The 26,523-nt window shown below is 38.4% G+C and carries 21 protein-coding genes; all 21 read left to right on the top strand.

Features of this window, described 5'->3' with window-relative positions; all coding sequences use genetic code 11:
• Nucleotides 1-1,035, top strand: a complete 1,035-nt coding sequence (gene rfbB / locus ABJN95_RS04775) for a dTDP-glucose 4,6-dehydratase (RefSeq protein ID WP_348368858.1) — start codon at nt 1-3, stop codon at nt 1,033-1,035.
• 1 nt (nt 1,036) lies between these two features.
• A complete protein-coding gene (rfbA, locus tag ABJN95_RS04770; protein WP_348368857.1) occupies nt 1,037-1,891 on the top strand; it encodes a glucose-1-phosphate thymidylyltransferase RfbA in 855 nt (284 codons plus the stop codon).
• Nucleotides 1,892-1,903: 12 nt separating this feature from the next.
• Nucleotides 1,904-2,449: a dTDP-4-dehydrorhamnose 3,5-epimerase gene (gene rfbC, locus ABJN95_RS04765; RefSeq protein WP_348368856.1), complete on the top strand. Its 546-nt coding sequence runs from the start codon at nt 1,904-1,906 to the stop codon at nt 2,447-2,449.
• Entirely contained in the window at nt 2,446-3,240 is a 795-nt protein-coding gene (gene rfbD, locus ABJN95_RS04760) for a dTDP-4-dehydrorhamnose reductase (protein ID WP_348368855.1), read from the top strand. Before rfbC ends, rfbD begins: the two co-directional genes overlap by 4 nt.
• 62 nt (nt 3,241-3,302) lie before the next feature.
• On the top strand, nt 3,303-3,794 hold the full coding sequence (locus ABJN95_RS04755; protein ID WP_348368854.1) for a hypothetical protein: 492 nt from the start codon (nt 3,303-3,305) through the stop codon (nt 3,792-3,794).
• Nucleotides 3,795-3,843: 49 nt separating this feature from the next.
• Nucleotides 3,844-5,961 carry a bi-domain-containing oxidoreductase gene (locus ABJN95_RS04750; RefSeq protein WP_348368853.1) on the top strand — a complete coding sequence of 706 codons (2,118 nt, stop codon included), beginning with the start codon at nt 3,844-3,846 and terminating at the stop codon, nt 5,959-5,961.
• A gap of 22 nt (nt 5,962-5,983) precedes the next feature.
• Nucleotides 5,984-7,942, top strand: coding sequence for an alginate lyase family protein (locus tag ABJN95_RS04745; protein WP_348368852.1), 1,959 nt, complete (start codon nt 5,984-5,986; stop codon nt 7,940-7,942).
• Nucleotides 7,929-9,401, top strand: coding sequence for a hypothetical protein (locus ABJN95_RS04740; RefSeq protein WP_348368851.1), 1,473 nt, complete (start codon nt 7,929-7,931; stop codon nt 9,399-9,401). The genes ABJN95_RS04745 and ABJN95_RS04740 overlap by 14 nt, the downstream gene beginning before the upstream one ends.
• Nucleotides 9,402-9,408: 7 nt before the next feature.
• Nucleotides 9,409-10,599, top strand: coding sequence for a fibronectin type III domain-containing protein (locus ABJN95_RS04735; protein ID WP_348368850.1), 1,191 nt, complete (start codon nt 9,409-9,411; stop codon nt 10,597-10,599).
• A gap of 55 nt (nt 10,600-10,654) precedes the next feature.
• A complete protein-coding gene (locus ABJN95_RS04730) occupies nt 10,655-11,464 on the top strand; it encodes a class I SAM-dependent methyltransferase (protein ID WP_348368849.1) in 810 nt (269 codons plus the stop codon).
• 67 nt (nt 11,465-11,531) lie between these two features.
• Nucleotides 11,532-13,358 (top strand): asparagine synthase (glutamine-hydrolyzing), encoded by a 1,827-nt coding sequence (gene asnB / locus ABJN95_RS04725; RefSeq protein WP_348368848.1) that lies wholly within the window; start codon nt 11,532-11,534, stop codon nt 13,356-13,358.
• A 4-nt stretch (nt 13,359-13,362) separates the two neighbouring features.
• Nucleotides 13,363-14,490, top strand: coding sequence for a hypothetical protein (locus ABJN95_RS04720; protein ID WP_348368847.1), 1,128 nt, complete (start codon nt 13,363-13,365; stop codon nt 14,488-14,490).
• On the top strand, nt 14,491-15,714 hold the full coding sequence (locus tag ABJN95_RS04715) for an O-antigen ligase family protein (protein WP_348368846.1): 1,224 nt from the start codon (nt 14,491-14,493) through the stop codon (nt 15,712-15,714).
• Nucleotides 15,715-17,079, top strand: a complete 1,365-nt coding sequence (locus ABJN95_RS04710; protein ID WP_348368845.1) for a hypothetical protein — start codon at nt 15,715-15,717, stop codon at nt 17,077-17,079.
• A 132-nt stretch (nt 17,080-17,211) separates the two neighbouring features.
• Complete coding sequence (locus ABJN95_RS04705; RefSeq protein WP_348368844.1) at nt 17,212-19,809, top strand: hypothetical protein; 2,598 nt, start codon at nt 17,212-17,214, stop codon at nt 19,807-19,809.
• Nucleotides 19,806-20,528 carry a polyphosphate polymerase domain-containing protein gene (locus ABJN95_RS04700; protein ID WP_348368843.1) on the top strand — a complete coding sequence of 241 codons (723 nt, stop codon included), beginning with the start codon at nt 19,806-19,808 and terminating at the stop codon, nt 20,526-20,528. The genes ABJN95_RS04705 and ABJN95_RS04700 overlap by 4 nt, the downstream gene beginning before the upstream one ends.
• Before the next feature lie 27 nt (nt 20,529-20,555).
• Complete coding sequence (locus ABJN95_RS04695; RefSeq protein ID WP_348368842.1) at nt 20,556-21,221, top strand: DUF4956 domain-containing protein; 666 nt, start codon at nt 20,556-20,558, stop codon at nt 21,219-21,221.
• Nucleotides 21,222-21,228: 7 nt separating this feature from the next.
• Nucleotides 21,229-22,497 (top strand): hypothetical protein, encoded by a 1,269-nt coding sequence (locus tag ABJN95_RS04690; RefSeq protein WP_348368841.1) that lies wholly within the window; start codon nt 21,229-21,231, stop codon nt 22,495-22,497.
• 2 nt (nt 22,498-22,499) lie between these two features.
• Nucleotides 22,500-23,105 carry an inorganic diphosphatase gene (locus ABJN95_RS04685; RefSeq protein ID WP_348368840.1) on the top strand — a complete coding sequence of 202 codons (606 nt, stop codon included), beginning with the start codon at nt 22,500-22,502 and terminating at the stop codon, nt 23,103-23,105.
• Between the two features lie 135 nt (nt 23,106-23,240).
• The gene (locus ABJN95_RS04680; protein ID WP_348368839.1) at nt 23,241-24,230 is read left to right on the top strand and encodes a metallophosphoesterase; all 990 of its coding nucleotides are present in this window, start codon (nt 23,241-23,243) and stop codon (nt 24,228-24,230) included.
• A 115-nt stretch (nt 24,231-24,345) separates the two neighbouring features.
• Nucleotides 24,346-26,466, top strand: a complete 2,121-nt coding sequence (locus ABJN95_RS04675; protein ID WP_348368838.1) for a bi-domain-containing oxidoreductase — start codon at nt 24,346-24,348, stop codon at nt 26,464-26,466.
• Nucleotides 26,467-26,523 lie beyond the last annotated feature (57 nt).

Raw genomic sequence — 26,523 nt, 5'->3', positions numbered from 1 at the left:
ATGGGCATTGAAATCACAAATCAATGTGTTTTGGTGACCGGAGGCGCTGGCTTTATCGGCAGTAATTTCATCCCCTATTTCTTAGAAAAGAATCCGAATGTGCAAGTAGTCAATTTAGATAAGTTGACCTACGCGGGCAATCTTCAAAATCTGAATGAAATAGCTCAAAACAACCGATATCACTTTGCTGAAGGAGATATTTGTGATCGGGTTTTAGTTGAAGCACTATTTAAAAAATATCATATTGATGGGGTAATTCATTTTGCAGCTGAATCTCATGTTGATAATTCCATAGCCAGCCCTGATAACTTTATCAAAACCAATATTGAAGGAACTTTTGTGTTATTGGAGGCTGCAAAGAAGTCTTGGATGGAGTCACCAAATAACCCAAAACAAGGGTTCAAGAAGGCACGTTTTCATCATATATCAACAGATGAGGTATATGGTAGTTTAGGCAGTGAAGGGTTTTTTACAGAGCAAACGGCATATGCACCCAATAGTCCGTATAGCGCTTCAAAAGCTTCTTCTGATTTTTTGGTGCGCAGTTATTACCACACCTACGGCTTAAATGTGGTCACCAGCAACTGTTCGAATAATTACGGTCCAAAACAACACGATGAAAAGTTGATACCGACTATTATCAGAAAGGCATTGGATGCCCATCAGATTCCGATATACGGTGATGGTTCAAATGTGCGCGATTGGTTGTATGTTTTAGATCACTGCAGGGGAATTGAATTGGTTTTCGCAAATGGAAAAGTTGGCGAAACCTATGCTATTGGGGGTAACAACGAGCATAACAATCTGTTTATAGCCCAAAAAATATGTAGTTTGTTAGATCGCTTGCAGCCCAAGCAGACCGGTAGTTATTCCGAGCAAATTACCTTTGTGAACGATCGTCTTGGGCATGACTACCGCTACGCTATAGATGCTAGCAAAATTGAAAACGAACTCGGGTGGAAAGCCGATGAGAATTTTGATACCGGAATAGCGAAAACAATTGCTTGGTATATTCATAAATATCAAACAGCATAAAATGAAAGGAATCATATTGGCAGGAGGCTCAGGAACACGTTTGCACCCAATAACAATTGCGGTGAGCAAACAATTGATGCCGGTATATGATAAACCCATGATCTACTACCCATTGGCAACCTTGATGTCAGCAGGAATTCATGAAATCTTATTCATTACTACACCTCAAGATGCCCCCCTGTTTAAAAGCTTGCTGGGAGATGGCTCGCAGCTGGGTTGTAGTTTTCAGTTTGCTATTCAGGAAAAGCCAAATGGACTGGCGGAGGCTTTCATAATAGGAGAAGAATTTATTGGTAAAGATAAGGTCGCCCTTATTTTAGGAGATAATATTTTCTACGGGTCTGGATTGGCAAAACTGCTTCAGACCAACAATGATCCGGAGGGCGGAATCATCTATGGGTATCACGTTCAAGACCCTGAACGTTATGGGGTAGTTGAATTTGACACTAGTGGTACGGCCATCTCAATAGAAGAAAAACCTGAAAACCCAAAATCGAACTTTGCCGTTCCGGGCATTTATTTCTACGACAATTCTGTTGTCGATATTGCCAAAAAAATCAAACCCAGCAAACGTGGCGAATTAGAAATCACAGATGTGAATCGGGCTTATTTGGAAAAAGGCAACTTACAAGTAAGTATTTTGGATAGGGGAACTGCTTGGCTAGATACGGGTACATTTAGTTCCTTAATGCAGGCTTCTCAATTGGTAGAAGTTATTCAGGAAAGGCAAGGCCTTAAGGTTGGAGCTATTGAAGAAGTAGCGTATGCTATGGGCTATATTGATAAAGAACAGCTACATCGTTTGGCAAAACCCTTGTTAAAAAGCGGCTATGGCCAATACTTAATGCACCTTTAATACTACCTATTCGTGAATCGTATTGATACAAACATAAATGGCTGTTTTGTAGTAGAACCTCGAGTTTTTGAAGATGAAAGAGGACTTTTCTTTGAATCGTACAACCAAAGAAGATTTGAAGAAGTACTTGGAAAAAAAATTGATTTTGTGCAAGACAATCAATCCAATTCGAAAAAGGGAGTGCTTCGAGGGCTACACTTTCAGACAGGTGAACACGCGCAGTCAAAACTGGTACGGGTATTACTAGGCGAAGTATTAGACGTGGTGGTTGATCTTCGTCAAAATAGCAAGACGTTTGGCCAGCATTTCACAATCAAACTTTCCGGCGATAATAAAAAAATGCTTTTTATACCAAAAGGTATGGCGCATGGATTTTTAACACTTTCTAAGGAGGCAATATTTGCTTATAAATGTGATGACTACTACCACAAAGCGTCTGAAAATGGCGTTTTATACGATGACCAGACCTTGGGTATTGATTGGAAGTACCCCACCAATGAGATGATACTTTCACCGAAAGACATGCAACTTTCCACCTTTAAAGAGCTCTTTCCATGACTAAAATATTGGTAACAGGTTCAGAAGGTCAATTGGGAAAATGTATTCAGAAAATAGCAGGTAATTATCCAGATTTTGAATTTGTTTTTCATAGCTCAACTACCTTAGACATTACAAATCGTAAGAAAATTGCTGAAGTATTTTCAAGAGAACATTTCGATTATTGTATGAATTGCGCAGCATATACCAATGTTGAACAGGCGGAAAAAACACCAGAACCTGCTTTTGCAGTAAATGCCGAAGCAGTTTGCCATCTTGCGCAGGCTTGTTTAAAACACCAGGTAACCCTAGTTCACATTTCTACTGATTATGTGTTTGATGGAACGAAAGAAACGGCATATGCTACCTTCGATAAAGCGCACCCAATAAATGAATACGGAAAGTCTAAATTGGAAGGTGAAAAGTGCATCCAGAAAAATCTAATTGAATATTTCATTGTTCGTACCTCTTGGCTGTATTCAGAATTTGGCAAGAATTTTTATAAGACTATTCTAGAAAGGGCCCAAACGCAATCGGTTTTACAAATCACTGATGAACAAATAGGCTGCCCAACAAACGCTAATAACCTAGCAACCTATATTTTAAATTTGGTTGCCAATAACAACAGTGACTATGGCATTCATCACTTTACAGATGGCGAGGCGATGACTTGGTACGAATTCGCAAAAAAAATTCTTAAAGAAAACGGCTTACAAGATAAGGTTCGGCTTGACAGGGCTAAGAATTATCGTACTTTTGCGAGGAGACCGAAAAACAGTGTTTTAGAAACTATTTCCCCAAATAAAAACTAAATCTTTCAATAATTATCAGCTAGAATCAAGTGGATAAAAATACCATGCACTTAAAAAAAACAATGCTCATCTTACTTTTGATAGTTGCTTTTAGCTGTGGTGCTGAAAATTCAGAAAACTCCGCTTTGAAAGCGAAGATTCCCGAAATAGAAGATATCTCAAAGAAGCTCGATTATAAATTTACCAACGGGTTTTATTTTACCGAAAACATTAGGGTAGATAAAATAGGGGTGCTACAATTGGATGAAAACAGGTTTAAGATTTTCTACTTTTTAAGTGATCGAAAGAATTTGGAAGAGGTGCAGCTTTTGAATATTGCTTTTCGATTCTATCCGAAAGATCCCATGCAGTTTAAAACCACGGCAGATCAAAAGGCCAAAGCAAGAACCATTGCTGCAGAATGTAAGCTAAATAGAATGGGAGATGCCTTTGTGGTAAGTACAGACATATTTTTTATGCAGCCAAAAACATTCAAAGAAAGTAAAATTTATCTCTATGACCCAGACTCAGGGGTAGTCGGAAAAACAATGACTATTCTTGATTTGAAACTCTAGAAAAACCAAGGCTCTAATAACAAAGAATTACTAAAAGAAAAAGATAATAATGCTACAAGCAATCATAAAGAAAGGGAAGGTACTAGCAGAGGAAGTACCGTCTCCCATATTATCTGAAGGAGAAGTCTTAATTGCCGTCTCCTTTAGCTGTATATCAGCAGGTACTGAACTGAAAAGTGTTGGAAACAGCGGTGAAAATTTGCTGGTAAGGGCAATGAAGCAACCGGAAAACCTCAAGAAGGTCATTGATCTTGCCAAAGCCCAAGGCATAGCGAAAGCTTTTTCTAAAGTACAGCAAAAGGTAAAATACGGTACGCCAACCGGATATTCTAATGCGGGTGTGGTAATCGCCGTGGGTAGTGGAGTTAAGAATTTTCAAATTGGTGATAAGGTCGCTGCTGCTGGAGCAGGTATTGCCAACCATGCGGAGTACGCTGTAGTACCTCAAAATTTGGTAATGAAAGTTCCTGACGGGCTTGATTTACAGTTGGCTTCAACGGTAACCCTGGGTGGAATTGCCCTGCAGGGGGTGCGCAGGGCAGATTTGAGAATGGGTGAATACGGGGTAGTAATCGGAGCTGGAATATTAGGTTTGCTAACGGTACAATTCTTAAAAAATTCAGGCGTACGTACCATTGTAAGCGATATCAACGAAGAGCGTTTGAAAATAGCGAAAGAGCTTGGGGCCGATATGGTCATCAACCCTTCTAAAGCTGATTTGGTAAAAACGGTGTCTGATTTTACTGGTGGTTATGGAGCCGACGCAATTATTTTCACCGCGGCAACAGCAAGTAGTGAACCCTTATCAGATGCCTTTCAAGCCTGCAAGAAGAAAGGCCGTGTTATCCTTGTTGGGGTATCTGGAATGGAAATCAAACGTGCTGACATTTACCAGAAAGAACTCGATTTCAAAATATCTACTTCCTATGGTCCTGGGCGTTATGACCGTCAATATGAGGATTTGGGCAATGACTATCCGTACGCCTATGTTCGCTGGACCGAAAACAGAAACATGACGGAGTATCTAAGGTTACTTCAAGAAGGTAAAGTGAAGCTCGACCTACTCATAAACAAAGTCTACCCCATAGCGCAAGCTGAAGAGGCATATGCATCACTTCAGGGTCCTGAAAAGCCAATAATCGTTCTATTGAGCTACGAAACGAAGGCCGAAAACAAACCTGAATCAAAAGTTATGGTAAACGCTGCGTATAGCAGCAAGGATGTTTTGAATGTTGCCTTAGTAGGAGCTGGAAGTTTTGCAACCGCCATGCACTTACCCAACATGGAAAAGATGAAAGACAAGTACGCCCTGTATGCCGTGGTCAATAGAACGGGGCATAAAGGTAAATCTGTCGCCACACACTTCAATGCAAAATATGCCACTTCAAATATTGACGATGTATTAAGTGACCCTGAAGTTGATTTGGTTTTCATTACTACACAGCACAAAGACCATGCGGTCTTAGTACTTCAATCTTTACAAGCAGGCAAACATGTTTTTGTTGAAAAACCACTGGCAACCAACCAAGAAGATTTAGATAAGATAGTGGCCTTCTATAGCGATAGTCAAGAAGAGAAAAAACCCATTTTGTTAACCGGTTTTAACCGTAGGTTCAGTAAATATGCCCGCGAGATAAACGAACACACCAAAGACCGTATTAACCCACTATTTGTCAGCTATCGTATCAATGCAGGTTTCAAGGCTTCCGATGAAGGTATACATGATCATGGCGGCAGGGTTGTTGGAGAGGTATGCCATTTTATTGATTTGATTTCCTATTTAACGGGGGCATCAATTGCTTCGGTAAGTGTTGAAAAAATAAGTCCGGCTAACAATCAAATTCGCAAAGACGACAATGTGGCAATCGTTTTAAAATATAAAGACGGGTCGGTGGGTAACCTCCAATATTTTGCAACTGGAAATAAAGGGTATCAAAAGGAAAATTTAGAAGTTCATTTTGACGGAAAGACCATCGTAATGGACGATTTCAAGAAATTAACTGGCTATGGCGTTAAGCTGAAAGAAATGGTTGGGAAAATTCCTGAAAAGGGTCAGTATGAAGAATTGCTCTATATGCATGAGTCCATAACCCAGGGAAAATGGGCCATTGATTTGGAAGATATGATTCAGACCACTCAGGCAACATTTCTGATCCAGAACGACTAAATGAGTTCAAAAATTAAGTGGAGTGAATATTAAGACCATTTTATCTAAGCCGTTGCCTGTTGTTTGGTTTAGGTTGGTGCAGCTTGTCCGCTTAAAATTCTACCATAGCACAGCTTTTTGGAAGACCATTGAATTGAAGGTTTCCGGCAAAGTAAGCAGTTCTAAATCTACATGGAAGGAGAGGAGCTTATTATTTTGTAAGAAGTTCCAGAATTATGATGACGCTTTCCTAAAATCAATTCAAACACACATAAGACAGAATTCCGATAGGGTTTTACAAGGAGATATTTCCATTTTTGATGTGCCTTACCAATTTGATCAGCCCTTTAATTGGCATGCCGACTGGCGCATTAAGCACCAATGGAAGAACCGCTATTTCAAGGAGTATAGTTTCTACGAAACAGAAAAGCTATTGGAATACGATGTGAAATTTCCCTGGGAGTTTTCTAGGCTTAGCTTCTTGATTCCAATTGCTAGGCGCTATTTGCTTGATAATGAAACTGAACATCTCGAATATGTTCATGGTGTTTTGCAAGACTGGAAGCAAAAAAACCCAATAGCACATTCCATAAACTGGTACCCTATGGAGGTATCGGTTCGAAGTATTAATCTAATACAACTTCGAGAGCTTTTGCTTTTAAGGAGCACCACTGAAAAAACCCTGGACTTGCTTAATGAAATATTAATACTACACGGTATATTTTTGTGGCGCAATATTGAATATACCGATGTTCGAGGAAATCACTATGCGGCTAACCTCACGGCCTTGCTGCTTTTGGGAACTACGTTTAAAGGATTTTATAGTGAGGCAAAACAATGGCAAAAATATGCCCTGGCAAATATAGAACCAGAATTTCATTTGCAATTTATTGATGACGGGGTAAATTTTGAAAAATCTATAGCCTATCACCGATTGGTCGTTGAATTTTATTTCATCGGTTTTCTTACCATGCAGCGTTTGGGAATAGAAGTACAGCCCAAAACCAAAGAAGTATTCAAAGAATCATGTCTATTTATAAAAAGCGTTACAAAACCCAATTTCTTAACACCAATTATTGGCGATAATGATAGTGCCTCGGTATTTCAAAATGATGATTTGCCTTTGAATGATCATACGAACCTATTACAACTGAACAGTATTTTTCTTGATGTTCCAGTGCTGAATAGTGTTTCAAAGACCTTTGTTTCGGCTTTGGAAGTTTTTGGTTTGGAAAAGGTTCGCACTTTGAAACACAGCCTGAATCATAAAACGCAGTTGCTCTCCTATTCTAAAGGGGGCTTTGTTATTGTAAAGAATAACAGCAATTATTTTATTGCCGATATCGGCGAAGTAGGTATGAAAGGAAGAGGAGGTCACGGTCATAACGATTTGTATAGCTTTGAACTCATGCTTGAAGGATGCGACTTCATTGTCGATGCAGGCTGTTATACATATACTGGAGACTTAGTCTTAAAAAATCAAATGAAATCTTCAGCCTACCACAACATTTTGACGGTTGATGAAAAAGAAATTGCTCCCTTAATTGGTAACTGGGGTATTGCAGATATCGCGAAACCTTATGAGGTGTTGATCACGGAAGATGAAGAAAGTATTAATGTAAGTGGCAAGCATGATGGTTATAAGAGATTGCCAGATACTGTGGTGCACCAACGAACCTTCAAACTCCAAAAGCAGGCGTTTGAACTTTCTTGTTTTGATACGGTTTCATGTAGTTCATCACATCACATACAAAGGCATTTACATTTTTCTGAACATGTAGGGCTAGCGTTAAAGGAGAATGTGCTTTTGGCTTCGCTAGGAGCAGATACGTATACTATCATTTGCGATGAGCATTCTAAACCTAGATTAGGCACCTACTATTTAAGTTACAACTACGGCCACAAAATAACTTCGAAAAAGGTGATCTTTGAATCCAAGATAGAAGGCACAAGTGAACTTCACTTTAGCATAATTAAAGATACCAGCAATGAACAAAATTAGTTTAGATGTACTGTTTAGTTCCCTTTTTGCTGTTTTGGCAGTGCTTTTTAATTTTTGGTTAATTAAAGAGGCAGAATTTTATCTTTCCGCTGCCTTATTGGGTACGTTTATGTTGATTAGAAGGCTGGCACCTACCTTTTCCAATTTGAGCCAATTGGGTTGTTCACAAGCCCTTATTCGTTTTACAAGCTTACATAAAGAGGATACTGAAAAAATCAAAAGCTACTTCTTTTTATCCATTGCGCTTTGGGTGGCCAGTACATTGGTTTTATTGTTATTGTACACCTTCTTCAGCGAAACCATTGGCAAATTAATATTGCCTGAAGTGGCAGATAGAAACAGTTATCTGGCCTTGACTTTCGTCTATATTTCGGTTTTACATTTAAGTTATCTGATTCTACCTTACTTCCTGAATCTGAGGAAAATTTTAATATATAATATCATCAATATCATGAATGCCAGCTTGGTGATACTGGCTGTATTTTTACTGGTTGCCAATTCTGATAATTTGATTGAAGTCTTAAGGATATCGCTCTCCATATTGGCTGCGATGCAGTTGCTGATTTTGGGATATATTATTTTGAAATTGAAGTTGTACTACTTCCCAACTAGAAAAGTGCTCCGTAATGAAAGCAGCTCTTTTTTTAAATACGGGTTGCCAAGAGCGGCAATGACATTTTTAGAAATGTTTATGTTGACCGTAGGTTCTTTGCTAGTAAAGAAGGACTATGAGATCGTAGGTTCTTTTTTGATAGCAATTACCTTGGCAAGAGTAGTATTAATTATTCTTCAACCGATATCCTTATTGTCCTCCGTCATTGTAGGGCATAACAACGATACCGATAAGCCCAAGAAAACACTCAACCTGTTGTTTGGCGGCATCATATATTCGAGTGTACTGGTTATTATTCTTATGTATAATTGGATTGATGTATTGATTCGCTTTTGGCTGACGAAGGAAGAAACCATTGTCGATGTGGTTTTGGTCTTTAAAATTCTGGTTTTTGGTTTGGTTCCTTACTGTATTTTTCAAGGCTTAAAGGGCTATATTGAAATCAGGTTTTTCAAACCCTTGAATTTATTTTCGATTGCCATTGCTACGGTTGTTCATGTGCTTCTGTTTTTTGGGTTGATGCCGTTTTATGGCACCTTGCAGTCGCTTTCGCTTTCATTAATGATCGCTTTTATAGCAATGGGTTTGTGGTCTTATTTTTGGTGCCGTAAAGACCTTAATAATCAATCCTATTTCAGGTTTAGATACTTCTTTATTATTTCGCTCGTTCTTTTTAGTATAAACCATTTTATCAATTTACATTTCCCTGATATTTTTGGTTTGACCATTGCATTGTTACTCACAGTAGTTGGTTTTTTGGCTTTTGTACTTTTTGGTAAAATTGAATTTGTAAAAGATGTCTTAGGCACCTTCAATTTTAGATTTTTAGATCGTTTTATGAAGTAGGTTGACTATGAAAAGGTGTATCTTACTATTAATTTTATTGGCTTTTTCCTGCTCTAATGATAAAGAAGTTACGGAGAACAACCCATTAACTGCCGTTCGTTTGATTCCAGGAACTGGAGAAACAGGAGGTTGCTCAGGCGTCTTAGCCTATAGTGGATTTCAAGACTACATATGTATTGATTGGGAGGATGAAAACGAATTTGCAGAAAAGTATATCATTTACTATTCCGATGCCGAGGACGGTGAGTATTCGGAAATAGCAAGTACTACTGAAAAATCCTACCAGATACGAGGCTTACAATATGGCCAACCCTACTTCTTTTATGTGGTTCCGTTTAATTCAACATTTGGCAATGGCCCTCAGTCTGAAGTCTTTAAAACTTATATTTCTCAAAAAACGAACACCGATGAATTTTTAGAAATAAGTGATGGAAGAATTACTTCTTTTGATGTAAGTAGTACAAAAATATATGTGCTAACCAGCTTGGGTATAGAGAAGGTTTTAGAAATTTTTGACCTCACTACAGGTGCTGCAATTTCTACCTTTACAAATATGGCTTTTAATACTTCCAATCGAATACTTGTAAATTCGAACGAGGATATTTATTTGGTAGGCAATCTTGGAAAATCAATATCAAAATTCGACATCGCCTCTAACCAAGTGATAAATCAACTGACCAGTGAGGTCATTATTGACAATGTTGATATTAATAAATCGGAGAACCAAATATACCTTACCAAAGAAGATGGTACTGAAATCGAAGTATATGGTGCTAACTTTGAACCGGAATTTAAGGTCCCATTAAGTCAAGGTTATCAGGAAAGTAGAAAGTTTATAGTAGGAGATAATGGTAATATATATGTTTCCGTAGCGAAGGAGGGAACAAATTCAAGTGTTTTGGAAGTTATTACGAAAGAAGGTACGGTTTTGAATTCTATTACTTCCAATCCTTGGAGTATAAATGAATATCCAATTATAGATAGTTCAGGAAGTCTATATGCTGCGTTTTATAGCGGCCTTAACGATGAAGTTTTTTTATACATGTATCAATTGGCGAATGATATATGGGAGTTTTACACTAATTATGGCGATTTGCCGCTATCTGATTCCGTTTTTGAAATCGATGCGGGGGGCAATGTTTACAGAGCTAGAACCGACATAGGTATAACCATCGAAAGAATAGTGACCACGGATTAATTTCGAACACCTTAGAATTCAATAATAACAGCTAATTTTATAGGAAAACCTTAGTATGCGCGGTGAAACCAGCAATCTACATGCAAAAAAAAGATGGAACGAAAGAGCCGTAGGTTCGCAACGTTCATCTGCCACTAAGGGTAGTAAAGTCTATTTTGAAGATATCCGAAGCTACAGGTTTAGTTATGAAACTCCATTTTTGCCAAGGTTGTTACATCAAAATGTTGTGGGCAAAGAAATATTGGAAATAGGTGTTGGCCATGGTATTGACGCCATTGAAATGGTTCGCGGTGGGGCAAAATATACAGGTTTAGATATTACCGAGAACCACATTGAACTTACAAAGAAAAATTTTGCATTAAATCAACTGCCCTATGAGGAAATTATCAACGGAGATTTGCAAACCGTACCGGTAAAAAAGAAGTATGATATTGTTTATAGTTTTGGCGTATTGCATCATATTGCCCATGAGGATGCCTACCTTAAGACTATACGAAAAATAATTAAAGAGGACGGAGAATTGCGAATTGCAGTCTATTCCAAGCACAGTTTTTTTAACTACTATATGTATTTCACTTGGTTGGTCAAAAATCGATGTAAGGTAGCTTTCAACACTTGGCAGGGTTATGTCAGTGATGGCGCGAGTTTCGACTATCCGATAACGATTAAGGTGCGCTCTAAAAAGGAAATTTTAAAATTGTACACCGCTAGTGGTTTTAAGGTCAAAAACTATTACAAAAGAGGTTTTGTACGGAAATATATACCCTTGCTAGGGCGTTTTCTAAGACCCGATGGCAGGGCTTTAAATTTTTTAGGATCTGTCTTGGGGTGGTACCACATATTTATTTTTGAACCTAGTTCTTGATAAGATATCTTGAAATAGTAACTTTGTCGTGGTAAACCAACCCAACCATCCTTAGCCAAAATATCCTATGTGCGGAATTTCAGGAATCATTACGTATAAGAACATTACCTCATCTGACGAAGCCTCACTGATTGCCATGCGCAACGCTATTTTGCATAGGGGACCAGACTATCAAGGTGTTTGGAAAGATGAATCCGTAATTTTTGGACACAACCGACTTTCTATTATTGATTTATCTGATCAAGCAAACCAACCCATGGTTGCCGCAGATGAAGATGTCATTATTTGCTTTAACGGAGAAATTTACAATCATGCTGAAATAAAGGAGGATCTTGTGGGCTCGCAACAGTTTCGCACTGATCATTCCGATACCGAGGTAATTATCAATGCCTACAAAGAATGGGGCCTTGAAAAGGCCCTCTTAAAGTTCAAGGGTATGTTTGCCTTTGCCCTCTACGACATAAAAAAGCAAACTACCTATTTGGTGAGAGATCGAATGGGAAAGAAACCCTTATATTTTTCTCAGGTAAAGGAAAAACTGTATTTCTCTTCTGAGATAAAAGCACTTTTAGAATCGGAAGATATTGATAGAACAATTAATGAGGAAGCAATTTACCATTACTTGTCTTTTTTAACGGTAAATGCTCCAAGTACCTTCTATGCGAATATTTCGAAACTAGAGGCAGGTAGCTACTTAAAGGTTTCAAAAGAGGGGCTTAAAAAACATGTCTATTGGAACGTTGCAGATGCGATCAACACCAGATGTGAAGATAATTATGAAACTGCTTTGGAAACCATTAAGGAAAAACTGATGCTTTCCATGAAATACAGAAACGTGTCTGATGTACCAATAGCAGTAGCCTTAAGTGGCGGCGTGGATAGCTCTTTAAATCTTTTATACAGCTCAAAAGACAACCCGAATATCAATGCCATTAATCTGAAATATGAAACATCGCATGAGTTCAACGAATCAGAAAATGCGAGGCGCTTTTCCGAAGAATTAGGTGTTGATTATACCCAAATGGAAATCAATCAAGAAAAATTTGAGTCAGAGTTGTTAAGGCTTTGCGACGTTTTAAAAGATATGCCCTTTGGCGATCCGAACTCGGTATTGCTCTATTACATTTCAAAGCAAGCTCGAGATACAAAATCAAAGATTTTATTAGTCGGTGAAGGAGGTGATGAACTCGGTGGATATCCGGTGTATCAAAGTATGCTGAAAGAGTACCGCTTCATACAAAAAGTGCCGAATTTCCTTAGAAGCATGTTAAAGTATATTCCCCTAAAAAAGCGATTCGACTTCTTTTATAAGGGGAAGGTCGTTTCCCGTAGACAGGTTCATGGGTTTACTGAATTTGAAAAGAAAAAATTTTGGAAAGGAAAACCCTATAATTCCTATGCCGTTTTGCACCGGTTGATGCAAGAAGTGCAAGGGAATGATTTTTTAAGGAAAGTATTGAATGTGGAATATAAGCTGCGCTTGCCGGAGCTAATTTTGGCACGTGTTGATTACCCAACCATGGCAGCCAGCGTTGAGGCGCGGTCACCCTATATGGACTATCAGCTTATTGAGTACTGCGCTAGCCTACCCTATGAATTGAAAATGAAAAATGGAGCTAAGTCCATGATTAAAGATGTGGCAAGAACATACCTCCCTGATTATATAACCAATGGTAAAAAAGTGGGTTTTGGAATGCTGTTGCATCCTTTCTTGACTGAATCCTTACCAAAAATGTTTCGTGAAGAGGTGGTTGAGGTAGCTGATGCTCCGGTAAAAAAATACATTAAGGCGTCTTTTCTAAAAAAAATGATTGACTCTAAAGTTGACCCAAAAATAGGCTATCGGCTTTGGATAGTTTATTCATTGAACAAATGGTTGCTGAATCAGAAATAGAGCAATGAAGAAAAAAATTCTTTTTTTTATATCACATCAACCCAACCCTAGATTTGTCAAGCAAATCAATTTTCTAGCCAAAAACAATACGGTTTCACTAGCATATTTTCAACGTAAAACCTTAGCTGATTTGGATAGCTCCATAGATGCACGGGTAATTCGTCAAAATTTTGGGCCGATACCCAATGCTTCCAGTCCGGTAAAGCGAATTTGGACCTACCTAACAACTATTCGAAGCATAAAGAAACTCATCAGCACAAATTCCTTCGATGTGGTCTTGGTGAATAATCTAGATGTGCTTTTGCTGTATGTATTTTCGCGGTTCAAGTTCTTTGGAAAACGGGAGCGTGCGAAAGTAGCCATAGAGATTTCCGACCTTCGTGAATATGTTTTTGGCGCTAGTTTTATGGCAAAAAGATTGCGAGCTTTAGAAAAACGCCTCTATCGAAAACATATTGATAAGCTTATCGTTACCTCCGAAAAATACTACAGCTACCATTTTGAAAAATTCTTTTCCAAAGATGTTTTTATTTTGGAGAATAAACTGCTTTCACAAGAAATTAAAATCACTGATACGAATTTAGAAAGTGAAAAATCAGATAAAACAATCATTGGTATTGTAGGTTTATTACTTCGTAAAGATGAGTACGTCAAACTCTTTGAAACCTATAAGAATCATTCTGATGTTGAAATTCATATACACGGTAAAGGTCAGTATCAGCATGTTGTAGAAGACTATGCGGCAAGATACGAGAACATAAAATACTTCGGCCCGTATAATGCCTTTACCGATACACAACGAATTTACGCGTCTTTAGATATCATCTACCTGATTTATGATATTCACCAAGTATCCTTAAACAACCGTTTGGCATTGCCCAACAAGCTGTATGAATGCATGTATTATAAGGTTCCGTTATTGTGTAGTAAGAACACCTATTTGGAGGAAAAAGTGAAGGAATATGGTGTAGGCACTTCAATTGACTATAAAGTGGATGGGGAGATTGAAGACGGAGTTACTTTTCTTACGGACAATGCGGTTGCCATGAAAGCCCATTTTAAAACCTTGCCCAAAAACCTATATCTTGGAGATAACGATTATATTGAACTGGAATCTTTTTTAATTAATTAAATGAATATTGCTGGGCAGGTAGCGGCTAAACTCAAAAGTCTTGACGTAGTTTTTGTACTACTTTTAGGGGTGGTGGGCACGTTTGGAGTTGGTAAAGTGAATGCCCCTTTAATACTTATGCTATTCGCTGCCCAGTTGGTTATAGTAGTTAAAAACAAAAAAGCGAATTTTAAAACCGACACCTATTTTTGGATATTAATCTGCCTGTTTTCCTTGAACGTATTAGGGCTTTTGTATACAGATAATATTCCAAGAGGCTTTGATATGATGGGAAGACAGATTAGCTTTCTACTTTTCCCAGTTTTTTATAGCCTATATCGGGTTAAGAACATCAACCTGCTTTTTAAGGTTTTTTGCTCCGGTATTTTTTTGCTGATTCTACTATTTGAAATCGATGCACTCTACCGGTTCTTTTATAAAAGCGATACCTTTCCATTGTCGTTAGATCTCTTTTTATCTTATCGCTATACCGGAGCTGAACTCACCAAACTTATTGATATTCACAATGCTTATTTTGGCATGTTCATCTTAGTCTCTAACGTATTCATTTTAGATTATCTCCGCAAGGTTGCAAGTACACGTATTTTTGCACTTCTATTTCTAGTGATTTGCCTACAGTCATTGTTTCTACTGCAGATGGTTGCGAAAACCGCAATTATTTTAAATACAATCCTGGTACTAGGTTCTCTTATCTATATTTTAGTCAAACAGGGAAGAATTCGACTGCTACTTTTTACCGGAGTACTAATTGCCCTAATTACTATCTTCTCTTTTTCCTATTTGAAATTGCCGCTAGAACGCATAACCGAAAGATTTGAAGAATTGAATCAAGGGCAGGATACTAACCGCGAAACCCGTGTAAAACTTTGGAGTGCGGCTCTTCCTATTATAAAAAACAATCCTATAATAGGGGTAGGAACTGGAGACGTTGAAGACCAATTGCATTTAGCATACCTTGAAAACAATGTGGTTTCAAAAAGTAATGTACACAATCAGTATCTAGATTATTTGATGCGTTATGGTACCTTTGGCCTACTTTTATTTTTGACAGCGCTAGGGTACGCGTTATTTCATGCCATTAGAACAGGTAATTATATCTATTTTTGCTTCACATTGGTTATAGCTGGTTGTTGTTTTACGGAGAATATTTTTAGTCGTCAATGGGGAATCACTTTTTACGCCTGCTTCAACTATCTATTATATTTAAATGCCAAAAAAGAGTAAATGGCAATTACCTACGTCTTAGTAGCTATACTTCTGCTGCATCTATTTCTATTTCGAAAATTGATTTTCAAATGGAATGTTTTCGGCGTCTTTTTTATTGCGACACTTTTGTTCTCCATTACCGGTATATTGGCTTTCCCCTTCTTCAAGCCGCATTTTTTAAACAGCTTCTCATCTTTTAAGCTAGGTATGATCACAGATGGCCAAATCATAAAAACACAGCTCATAGCGGTCACGGGGTTTTTGTTAACACTTTATGCCTATATTTTTGGAGTCTCTTTCGTGTACAAAAGAATAAAGTGTATCAACCATTTCAGTATTCAAGGAGAAATCAAGGACAACCTTAGCAGAGCCAATTTCCGCCTAATGACTTTGGGAGTATGTCTGTTTATTTTGATTTATCTTTTTATAAAAAGAGATGTGTTATTGTTAGGCATATTTGAGGGGCTATTGGGCAGACAACCAGATGCAATTTTGCAATCAAGAGGGGCAATCACCTCTAGTTATCTGTATACCATAATCGTTTATAATATTTTACCCTTTTTGACCATTGTATCGCTATATCTATCCATAAAAAAGAAGACGCTGCTCAATAAAGTGTTGTTTCTAGGGTTATTTTCGCTTTCCTTTTTTCTCATTTTGTCATTATTTCAAAAAAGGCCCTTGATTATATTCTTGCTTTCGTTGTTTATCGCCGGATTTGTTTTCAGAGAAAACCTTTTTCCTAAAAAGAAAAAAATTAAGGCAAGGTCTAAAAATGGGAAGAAGCGGAAATATGTTGTTTACCTCAGTTTTCTATTTGCACTGCTTTTAGTGCTCTATTATTCAGCCACTACCTATGAGTTTAAAAGTGTTTTCGAGGCCGTAGGAAAATTATCTGAAATTGCACTTACCCGTGTATTTGGCAGATTGTCGGTTCCTGCGTTTTGCTATGTTCACTACTTTCCTGAAGTGAACAATTACTATGGTCTTACCAACATAGGTATGCTCAGTAAATTATTTCGTTTTGAACACTTTCCAGATACTCAGATGGTTTTTGAATATTTTCATACGGTAAAAAGATTGGAACACGGGTCTTTGGCAATCAATAGCGTTATGGGGTTTTATGGTGCTTTTGGTTATTTCGGACTCATTTTTGGAAATCTGTTTTTAGGACTATTACTTTCGCTCATTGATACCTTTCTAGATAAGCTCGAAAAAAACAATATCAATTTGATTTTTACTGTTTTTTGCTTTGTATTTGCCTACTATCTTTCACAGGCAAGTCTTCCGAGGGCTTTAATGGGGTATGGTTTTGTCTTCTTTCTGATGACTTGGTTCTTTCTACAAAAAGGATTTAAGATTAAACTTCGGAGATTGACATAAACGATATAGTATGTATAGCAGGCAACAGAGAAAATGAAAAACGCGTAAAACAATATTTTCGATAAATTTGCACGGCGAGAGATAAATGATCTTTGAAAACAATGGGGATGTATGTATCCCAACAGTATTAGAATGACTTCGAAAACAAAAAATAACACTACCATACTATTGCGTTTTGCGCTATGTCTTTTATTGATTGGTAGACTTGTTTCGGCAGACTACTTTCTTAGCAACGAAGATGGAGCTGCACCTCTAGATAGGGAAAATTTTAACGGTGCCTATGAGGAAATGCCGAGGGAATATATTGACTTCATTAATGAAAAACCCTTAGATAGCATTGTTGACCCCAATGAACAGCGGGCGTCAAAAAATAGGGTCTTAAAGTATGACGCTTACATGCAGCAAAATGCCTATTCTCGCGAACTGGTTGTTATTAAGAAATTAGAAGAAGGTGATACGACTCAGTTAAGATCAATTAGCTTTAATATATATCCCAAAGACAAAAGTATACTCCCAAACGGGCAGAAGTTCTTTAGACTTACTACCAATGCGGTTAATTACCGCTATAAGTCTCATAACTTCCGAGTTGCGAAACAGGTGCTTCCTAATATAGGTATCCATAAGATTGAACCCTATTCTAGATACTGGAAAACCACCATTAGCTATGTGGATGACACTGACCTGTTGGCATCCAATGGAGGTAAGGTTGTTGACAAATCTAAACTAACAGATATCTATAATTTTTTATTCGAAAAACAACTTGAACGGCGTGCAATTGGGTTTTTACCAGAATCTCAAAAAACCAAATTTTCTGCGCATCCAGATACTTCTGGTGTGTTTGTTAAGTACGCTACGGAGAATGATTTACAACTAATCAAAATACAAAATGACCTCCAATTCTGGAAAAAAGTAACACAAAACAAAGCGGCTGTAGCCCTGAATTATATCAATGGAGATCTTGCTCCGGCCGCTACAAAATTAGGTTCGTATTTGAAGGGAGAACTTCCGTTTTCAGCGGTTTTTGACGAAGAGAAAATAGCCTCGTATTACGCAATCTTAAATTTGTATGGCAATAGAACAGCTGGAGTGTTGTACTTACAATCCAACGAAGATACAGGGCTTCTGGAACCATTTTCAGTGTCTGAAGAATTGGGCACCTTGAATAATTATGTGCAAAATTTATCTATAGCCGAACCCTCTTTTTCAAAAATATATGCAGAGGAATTGGGTGCCATAGCAAGTTTAGCAGAAATACATGATTTGATTGATGATTCTGACGATGAAATTTGTGATAGGCTAAACGCCTTACATCGCCTGGCTCCGACCAAAATTTTTGACAAAGCACTATTTTATCATAACAAATTGATCATCGAAAAGACACTAAACCCTTCAACTTCTACCAAAATAGCTTTGATTGAGCATGACGAAAATCACATTAAGGTAGCGATAGAGAATCTGAGCAACTTTCCTATTGAAGTAGCGGAACTATCGTATAAAAAAAATAGGTTCGTTACCGGCCCGCGAGAGGAGCGCATGGTCATTATGCCCTTAGAAAAAAGAAGTGTCGCCTTCGATTTACCAGATAGCTACAACAATTTATTCGTACAAAAGAAAAAGAAAACTACCGGGTTCGTGTTTGAAAAGGACATTTTTAACTTATTTATCGGATATAGATTATTAGGAACTCCCAAAACAATATACAATACGATAACACCCTTTAAAGATTTGGATGAGCTGACCCAAGCCGATGATATGTTCCGTGCTGAAAGCAGTTTGTCTACCTTTGATTTTTTAACTGTCGATGAACTCAATAAAAGCATTAGGTTCGCTTCAGACTCCATTATATTGGAAGAACCTTTGGTACTTCCGGCAGGCTATGTTGTGCATGCTGATTCTGGATTACAAATTGACATTAAGACCGGAGGAAAAGTTATTTCCAAATCACCTTTGAACTTTGTGGGCTCAGCCGAAGAGCCGATTAAGATTTATTCTTCCGATGGCAATGGTCAGGGCGTATTTGTAGTTGGCGCCAAGGCATCCTCGAAATTAAAATATGTTGAATTTGATAGGCTTACCAACCCAACACATGGCCTATGGGATTTAACAGGAGCTGTGGTTTTTTATGAGAGTCCTGTAAATTTAGATTATGTAGTAATTGCCAATAATAGCTGTGAAGATGGCTTGAATATTATTCGCACGCATTTCGAAATGAAGAATACCACGTTCAAGAACACCCAGTCAGATGCTTTTGACGGCGACTTTGTACAAGGAACATTGACGAACTGTACTTTTGAAAATTTAGGAAACGATGCCATAGATGTTTCTGGATCCCTATTAGAAATGTATGGGGTGAAGATTACTAATGCAGGGGATAAAGCGTTAAGTGCCGGCGAGGACAGTCAGATGAAAGCTGAAAATATTCACATTGACCAATGTGAAATTGCCATTGCTGGGAAGGATTTATCTATAGTGAACATCAATAACGCTAGAATAACAAACTCCAAACTAGGCTTTACAGCTTTTCAGAAAAAACCAGAGTTCGGTGCCTCTGATATTGAGGCTAAAAATGTGGTAATGACGGGAGTCGAAACGCCTCACCTTATCGAAAATCGTTCCTCTTTGCTTTTGAACGGTGAACAAGCAGAAACGATTGACCAGGTGAAAGAGCAGATGTATGGTGTTGAATTCGGAGTGGATAGTAAAGAAACTCGAGTAAAAAAGAAACAATGATGGAACTGCAGTCAGATCACGTTTTGGAGATTGCCAACAACTTTCGGTACGAACGTAAATATATCGTTCCCAAGTCGATGCCAATACCCGAGTTGGTGGCTATTGTCAAGGCTAACCCGGCCTTTTTTAGAGAGGTTTTTTACGAACGGCAGGTAAATAATATTTATTTTGACACCAACGGGTACAAGTTCTATTTCGATAATGTAGATGGAGTCGCTGATCGCCAAAAAGTACGCATTCGATGGTATGGTGATACTTTGGGTACTATTCAAAGTCCGAAGTTGGAGATCAAGATCAAGAATGGCTTAGTGGGCGACAAGTGGACGTTTGACCTGAATTCGTTTACGCTAGACGCTGCGATTACGACTAAGGGTTTACAAAGCTTATTTGCCGACTCCAAGCTTCCAAGACCTATTTTTGAAATGGTTCGAGCTTTGAATCCAACGTTAGTAAATTCTTATACCAGGCGGTATTTTGTTTCTGCTGACCAGAGATTTCGAATTACCTTAGACTATGAGGTGTATTATAGAAACATAAGATCGCGCATGAACAATTTTAGCAAAATGCCGCAAGCAGACCCGTTCAATGTAGTCGAATTAAAATACAATTTAGAAAACGATCGCATAGCGAATAGCATATCTAATCAGTTTCCGTTTCGATTGAGTAAAAATTCGAAATATGTAAACGGAGTTAACCAGTTTCAAGCATTTCCTGAATAATTAACCAAGAACAACAACGCAACTATTATGAACCAATTTAACGATTTACTATCCCAATTCAATACCGAGAACATTTCTTTGGTCGACTTTCTCATCAATTTGTTATTGACACTTATTACCTCTTATACATTGAGTTTTGTCTATTCTCGCTTTGGCGCATCCTTATCAAACCGAAATAAGTTGGCGCAGACATTGGTTTTATTAAGTATTACTACGATGATCATCATAACCATCGTAAAATCATCATTGGCACTTTCCCTTGGGTTAGTTGGGGCATTGTCTATTGTGCGTTTCCGTACCGCTATTAAAGAACCAGAAGAATTGGCCTATTTCTTTATTGCTATTTCTATAGGACTTGGCTTTGGGGCGGACCAAAAGATCATTACCCTAGTTGGAGTATTGTTTGTGCTACTATTTGTTATACTAACTGGTGCTGCCAACAAGAAAAAGCATGCGCAACAGAATTTGATTTTATCCATTGTAGGCGGAAGTGAAAAAGTAGATGAAACCCTTGTTATTGCAACACTTCAAGATTTCTGTTCACAAGTTGATATAAAAAGAATTGACCAATCGAAGGAGATAGCCGAACTTTCTTTGAACGTAGAGTTTAATACGGTGGAAGACTTGATACAGGCAAAGGAAGCCTTGTCCAAACTTGGTGAAATGGAATTTAGCTTTATCGAAAGACACTAAAGAGCATATGCTTGTAAAGAAAAAAAAATCGAACGCCTACCTCATCGTAACTTTAGGGGGTTTTCTGCTATTGCTCATTTTGCTTTCCGTAAAAAATGGAAATTCCAAAACGGCGAAAGTAATACCTGAGATTTCACCAAAGACCAATTACAACTCCCTGCAGGTAATTCTTAGTGAAAAGAACTTTGGCACACTAAAGGCCAAGCGAGATGAGGCGATGCGTATTGGCGTTTTACAAACGTCTGATGATGATTATGTTCCCGCAACAATTCGGTATAACAAAGAAGATTATAAAGCCAGTCTGAGGTTAAAAGGAGATTGGACCGACCACCTCGAAGGGCTCAAATGGAGTTACCGCATCAAATTGAATGATGACCGAACCATTCAAGGAATGCGCAAATTTTCAGTGCATCACCCAGCTTCCCGTGGCTATTTGAATGAATGGCTATATCATAAGGCGATAAAACAAGAAGGACTTATAGGCTTGCGCTATGGTTTTTTAGAGGGGTTTCTGCAAGTGAAGGTGCAAAGTAAAGATACAGCACAAAGTAAAAACGTGGGAATTTATGCCATTGAAGAAACCTTTGACAAACGACTAATTGAAAACAATGGACGCAAAGTTGGCATCATTTTAAAACTGACCGAGGCCGATATGTGGCGTGAAAGTGCTAAGGTTTTTGAGATCAGTAAGCGCACAGGAACGAAAACCGATGGGAAATACAATCCACGGTATGGTAACAACAATGACATGACCATCACGGCCTATTCTTTAAGTACCATATTTGCCGATACCACCTTAACCAAACAATTTGTGCTGGCAAAAAACCTGCTAAACCGATATAAACGTGGAGAATTGCCTATTTCAAGCGTTTTTGACGTGGAGAAAACAGCAAAGTTTACGGCTATCACCAATCTATTCGGAGGCACCCATGGCTTGACCGCTCATAATCTACGATGGTTCTATAACCCTATTACTTCGCTTATCGAACCTATAGCATTTGATGGCAATTCTGGGTACAAACTTCCTGCCTATAAGCCCTACTGGAAATCTGAGAACGATACCGTTTTTAAGAAGGCCTTGATTCAGGCATTGGAAGAAGTAACCCAGCCGCAATACTTAGAAAATCTAGAGGCCACCTATAAAGAAGATCTAGACCGTTTGATTAAAGATCAAAAAGAAGAGTTCAAAGGAAAATCTATTTTGTCTTTAGATGTCTTAGCTGGAAACCAAGAAGTTCTTCGCGAAAAGCTTTCTAACCTGAAACAACCCGAATGATAATGACTAAGAATTGTGTCGTTTTTCTTTTCGTGGGTATCGTTTTTGGTTTGAACAGCTGTACTTCTAAGGTAGCGTATTACAAGCTCCCTAGCTTTGCAGAAAATGGGGCGGTAAATGCTGTCATAGAGATACCCGCTGGCACCAATACAAAGTATGAATATAACAACACTTCCAAAGAGTTCATCATCGATCAAGAAGCGGGTGTCGACCGCATTATTGATTTTCTCCCTTACCCAGCGAACTATGGTTTTATTCCTTCTACTATTTCCGATAAAAAAACCGGGGGAGACGGTGACGCCCTTGATATTTTGGTGCTTTCAGAAAGTGTAGACACAGGAACAGTTACCAAAGTTCTGCCCATTGCGGTGCTAAAATTGATCGATAAGGGGGAGCAAGATTTCAAGATTATTGCGGTGCCCTACGAAAATCAGCATAGAGTAGTCAAAGCTTCTACCCTTTCTGAACTAAAGAAGAACTATCCGAAAGTTGTGGAAATAATAGAATTGTGGTTTCTAAACTATAATAAAAAAGACAAAGCTGTTGTGGAAGGATGGGGTGATGAAGCAGAAGCCCTAGCGGAAATAAAAGACGCAGCTAAAAAATAACATTTTAACGCAGTGGCAATAGGTGTTTTTGTTTAGCTATCGTCGATTTCAACTGGACATTAGAAACTTAGAAATTTTGAGAGAGAATCGCTTTTTACGATTAAAGCCACTAGATTTGTAGAGCAACAAAAAACTATGGCCTTAAGAATCAAATTCTCCTACTGCGTCCCTGTATTCATAGCAATCATTTTAACTTCCTGCAGCTCTCATAAAACACTTCAAGCAGAATTGTCCTCGAACAAGACAGAACAAAAGCCATACGCCTTTTTTGTAGCTGGTCATGTTTATGGCTTTCCTGGGGAATCTAAGAATAATATTGGAGTTCACCCCCCATTCAAGAAAAGACTTGATCTTATTCGAAATAATTCACTAATAGAATTTGGCGTATTCACCGGAGACATTGTTGAGGATGGAACCAAAGAAACAGAATGGGATGAACTAGATGCAGACATTGCATACATAAATAAAAAGGTCTATTTCGCCCCGGGAAATCACGATATTGGCAATTCAAAAGGAAGAGCCATTTTTAAAAAAAGATATGGCAATTCTTATAGGAGTTTCGTGCATAAAAATGATTTAATTATCATTTTGGACCCAAATTTGGATAAATGGAATATTTCAGAGGATCAACTGAGTTGGTTAAAAAATGTTATTGAACGGAATGCGCATGAAGTGGATAATATTTTTGTCTTTTTTCATCAGTTACTATGGTGGACGAAAGACGGTGTTTTCAAAAACTACCCAATAAATTCCACTTCGGGCAGGGCAGAAAACGTCAATTTTTGGTCTGAAATATACCCACTATTTGAAAACACAAACAAACCAACCTTTATGTTTGCCGGAGATACAGGTGTTTATAAAAATGGAGTATTGTACTTCAAATTCTCCAAAAATATCAGCTTTATTGCTAGCGGTATGGGCGGTCGTAAGCAAGACAACTTTATTATAGCTAAAATAACTGAAAATAAATCTGTTGAATTCGAACTTGTTTCTTTGAATAGTGAAAGTTTAAACGCTCTTGGTAAGCTCGAACAAGTATCTCCTTGGGTATATTTCGATGTATTGAATTTTGATTTTAAAAGCTATAAATTGATTACGTGCAAAAAAGTAGGCGGATTTTTTTAAATAGTAGAACATTAATGCGTTTAGATATCCAAGACGGTTTTTTAGGGCTGAATTAGGTTACAGAACTTTATCACTTATCCATAAATTTGCATAATCTTATAACCGACAATACTTAATGAAACAAATCATCCAAGACCTTAAGAACGGAGAAACTATTTTAGAAGAAGTACCAGTGCCTATGGTAAAATCGGGCTGTGTACTCATTAAAACCTCTAGAACCTTGGTTTCACTAGGTACGGAGCGTATGTTGGTGGAGTTTGGCAAGGCCAATTTTATTCAAAAGGCCAAGCAACAACCCGACAAGGTAAAAATGGTATTGAACAAGGTGAAGACCGACGGTCTAAAACCCACTATGGATGCTGTACTAAATAAGCTCAACCAGCCACTACCTTTAGGCTACTGTAATGTTGGTGAGGTAGTGGGCGTGGGCAGAGGAGTTACCGAGTTTCAAGTGGGCGATCGTGTGGCGTCAAATGGCAATCATGCGGAATACGTAAATCTTCCAAAGAATTTGGTAGCGAAGATTCCAGATAATGTAAGCGACGAAGAAGCGGCATTTACCGTAATCGGTTCTATTGGTCTGCAAGGCATTCGATTGTTAAATCCAACTTTTGGAGAAACCATGGTCGTTGTTGGCCTGGGCCTTATTGGGTTGGTAACTGCTGAATTGCTGCTCGCGAATGGCTGCAATGTCATTGGCTTTGATTTTGACCCAGAGAAGGTACGTATTGCCAACGAAAAAGGCATTGTTGCCATCAACCCGGGCGAAGGTACCGACCAGGTAAAATTCGTGGAATCTTATACCAATGGAATTGGCGCAGATGGCGTAATCATTACGGCTTCCAACAAAAGTAATGAGATTATAGCCCAATCCGCTCAGATGTGTAGAAAGCGTGGCCGAGTGATTTTGGTAGGGGTTATCGGCTTGGATATCAGTCGGGCAGATTTCTACGAAAAAGAGATTTCTTTTCAGGTTTCCTGTTCCTACGGCCCTGGAAGATATGATGAAGAATACGAACAAAAGGGCAATGATTATCCGATTGGCTATGTTCGATGGACCGAAAAACGCAATTTCGAAGCCATTCTCAATGCGATTTCCAAAGGAACCTTAGACGTCAAACCGTTGATTACCGAGCGTATTCCGCTAAAAGATTTTGATAAAATCTATGGTGATATGGGCAATTCGAAGTCCATAGCCTCTATATTGGAATACGATCAAACCGAAACCCCGGTAAATACGGTAAGCATTGCCGAGAAGTCTTTTGAAGGCAAAAAAGGAGTTATTGGAATTGTCGGTTCAGGGAATTTCACGAGTTCCACCATACTTCCGAATTTAAAGAAGTTGAATGCCGATATCAAATACATTGCAAGCTCTGGCGGATTGTCTTCTACCATTATGGCGAAGCGGCATGCGATTGGCAATTCCACATCCAATTACAAAGAGATTTTAACCGACACGGATGTAGACTTGGTTTTTATAACCACCCAACACCATATGCACGCCCCTATGGTTTTGGAAAGCTTGCAAGCGGGTAAAAGTGTTTTTGTGGAAAAACCTTTGGCCTTGACGGAAACGGAATTAGAGGCTATAATCGCGGAATACAACAATCAAAATGTAAGCCTAAGCGTTGGTTTTAATAGACGTTTCGCTCCTTTGGCGAAAAATATGAAAAAGCTTTTGGGTAATGACAATACCCCCATAAACATTGTGGCTACAATGAACGCTGGCTTTATTCCTGCTGATGTTTGGGTGCACGATATGGAAGTCGGGGGTGGCCGAATCATCGGCGAAGCTTGCCACTATATTGATTTGTGTACCTATTTTGCTGGAAGTCGGGTAAAGGCAGTTTGTATGAATGCCATGGGCGTCAACCCAGAAGAGAATACAGACAATGCGAGTATTTTGTTGCAATATGAAAACGGTTCGAACGCCGTCATCAACTATTTTGCTAATGGTAGCAAGGCGTATTCCAAAGAACGGGTTGAAGTATATTCGCAAGAGCGCACTTTAGTGATGGACAATTGGCGGAAATTAAAGTCTTACGGATTTAAAGGGGGTGGAAATGCATCTTCAAAACAAGATAAAGGCCATTTCAATCAATTTCAAGAGCTGATTCAACAACAACAAAAAGGGGGCAGCTCTATAATCCCCTTTGATGAAATCGTAAATACGACCAAAGCATCTTTTGCGGCTATTGAATCGTTGAAACAAGGCAAATGGATTTCCGTAAACTAGGATTGTTATTCCATACCATAAAATACCTTCGATTCAGGCAGCTATATTACCGCGGGT

This window comes from Maribacter sp. (assembly GCF_039974175.1).
Taxonomy (GTDB): domain Bacteria; phylum Bacteroidota; class Bacteroidia; order Flavobacteriales; family Flavobacteriaceae; genus Maribacter_C.
Note: the sequence above shows the minus strand (reverse complement) of the source record. Positions and strands in the feature narration are given on the sequence as shown.

Bases quoted from the DNA above. Each gene is read 5' to 3' on its own strand.
- ABJN95_RS04740 (WP_348368851.1), top strand. From the start codon at position 7,929: ATGAACAAAATTAGTTTAGATGTACTGTTTAGTTCCCTTTTTGCTGTT.
- rfbA (WP_348368857.1), top strand. From the start codon at position 1,037: ATGAAAGGAATCATATTGGCAGGAGGCTCAGGAACACGTTTGCACCCA.
- ABJN95_RS04730 (WP_348368849.1), top strand. From the start codon at position 10,655: ATGCGCGGTGAAACCAGCAATCTACATGCAAAAAAAAGATGGAACGAA.
- ABJN95_RS04675 (WP_348368838.1), top strand. From the start codon at position 24,346: ATGAAACAAATCATCCAAGACCTTAAGAACGGAGAAACTATTTTAGAA.
- rfbD (WP_348368855.1), top strand. From the start codon at position 2,446: ATGACTAAAATATTGGTAACAGGTTCAGAAGGTCAATTGGGAAAATGT.
- asnB (WP_348368848.1), top strand. From the start codon at position 11,532: ATGTGCGGAATTTCAGGAATCATTACGTATAAGAACATTACCTCATCT.
- ABJN95_RS04690 (WP_348368841.1), top strand. From the start codon at position 21,229: ATGCTTGTAAAGAAAAAAAAATCGAACGCCTACCTCATCGTAACTTTA.
- ABJN95_RS04720 (WP_348368847.1), top strand. From the start codon at position 13,363: ATGAAGAAAAAAATTCTTTTTTTTATATCACATCAACCCAACCCTAGA.
- ABJN95_RS04695 (WP_348368842.1), top strand. From the start codon at position 20,556: ATGAACCAATTTAACGATTTACTATCCCAATTCAATACCGAGAACATT.
- ABJN95_RS04710 (WP_348368845.1), top strand. From the start codon at position 15,715: ATGGCAATTACCTACGTCTTAGTAGCTATACTTCTGCTGCATCTATTT.
- ABJN95_RS04685 (WP_348368840.1), top strand. From the start codon at position 22,500: ATGACTAAGAATTGTGTCGTTTTTCTTTTCGTGGGTATCGTTTTTGGT.
- rfbB (WP_348368858.1), top strand. From the start codon at position 1: ATGGGCATTGAAATCACAAATCAATGTGTTTTGGTGACCGGAGGCGCT.
- ABJN95_RS04680 (WP_348368839.1), top strand. From the start codon at position 23,241: ATGGCCTTAAGAATCAAATTCTCCTACTGCGTCCCTGTATTCATAGCA.
- ABJN95_RS04755 (WP_348368854.1), top strand. From the start codon at position 3,303: ATGCTCATCTTACTTTTGATAGTTGCTTTTAGCTGTGGTGCTGAAAAT.
- ABJN95_RS04750 (WP_348368853.1), top strand. From the start codon at position 3,844: ATGCTACAAGCAATCATAAAGAAAGGGAAGGTACTAGCAGAGGAAGTA.
- ABJN95_RS04705 (WP_348368844.1), top strand. From the start codon at position 17,212: ATGACTTCGAAAACAAAAAATAACACTACCATACTATTGCGTTTTGCG.
- ABJN95_RS04735 (WP_348368850.1), top strand. From the start codon at position 9,409: ATGAAAAGGTGTATCTTACTATTAATTTTATTGGCTTTTTCCTGCTCT.
- ABJN95_RS04715 (WP_348368846.1), top strand. From the start codon at position 14,491: ATGAATATTGCTGGGCAGGTAGCGGCTAAACTCAAAAGTCTTGACGTA.
- ABJN95_RS04700 (WP_348368843.1), top strand. From the start codon at position 19,806: ATGATGGAACTGCAGTCAGATCACGTTTTGGAGATTGCCAACAACTTT.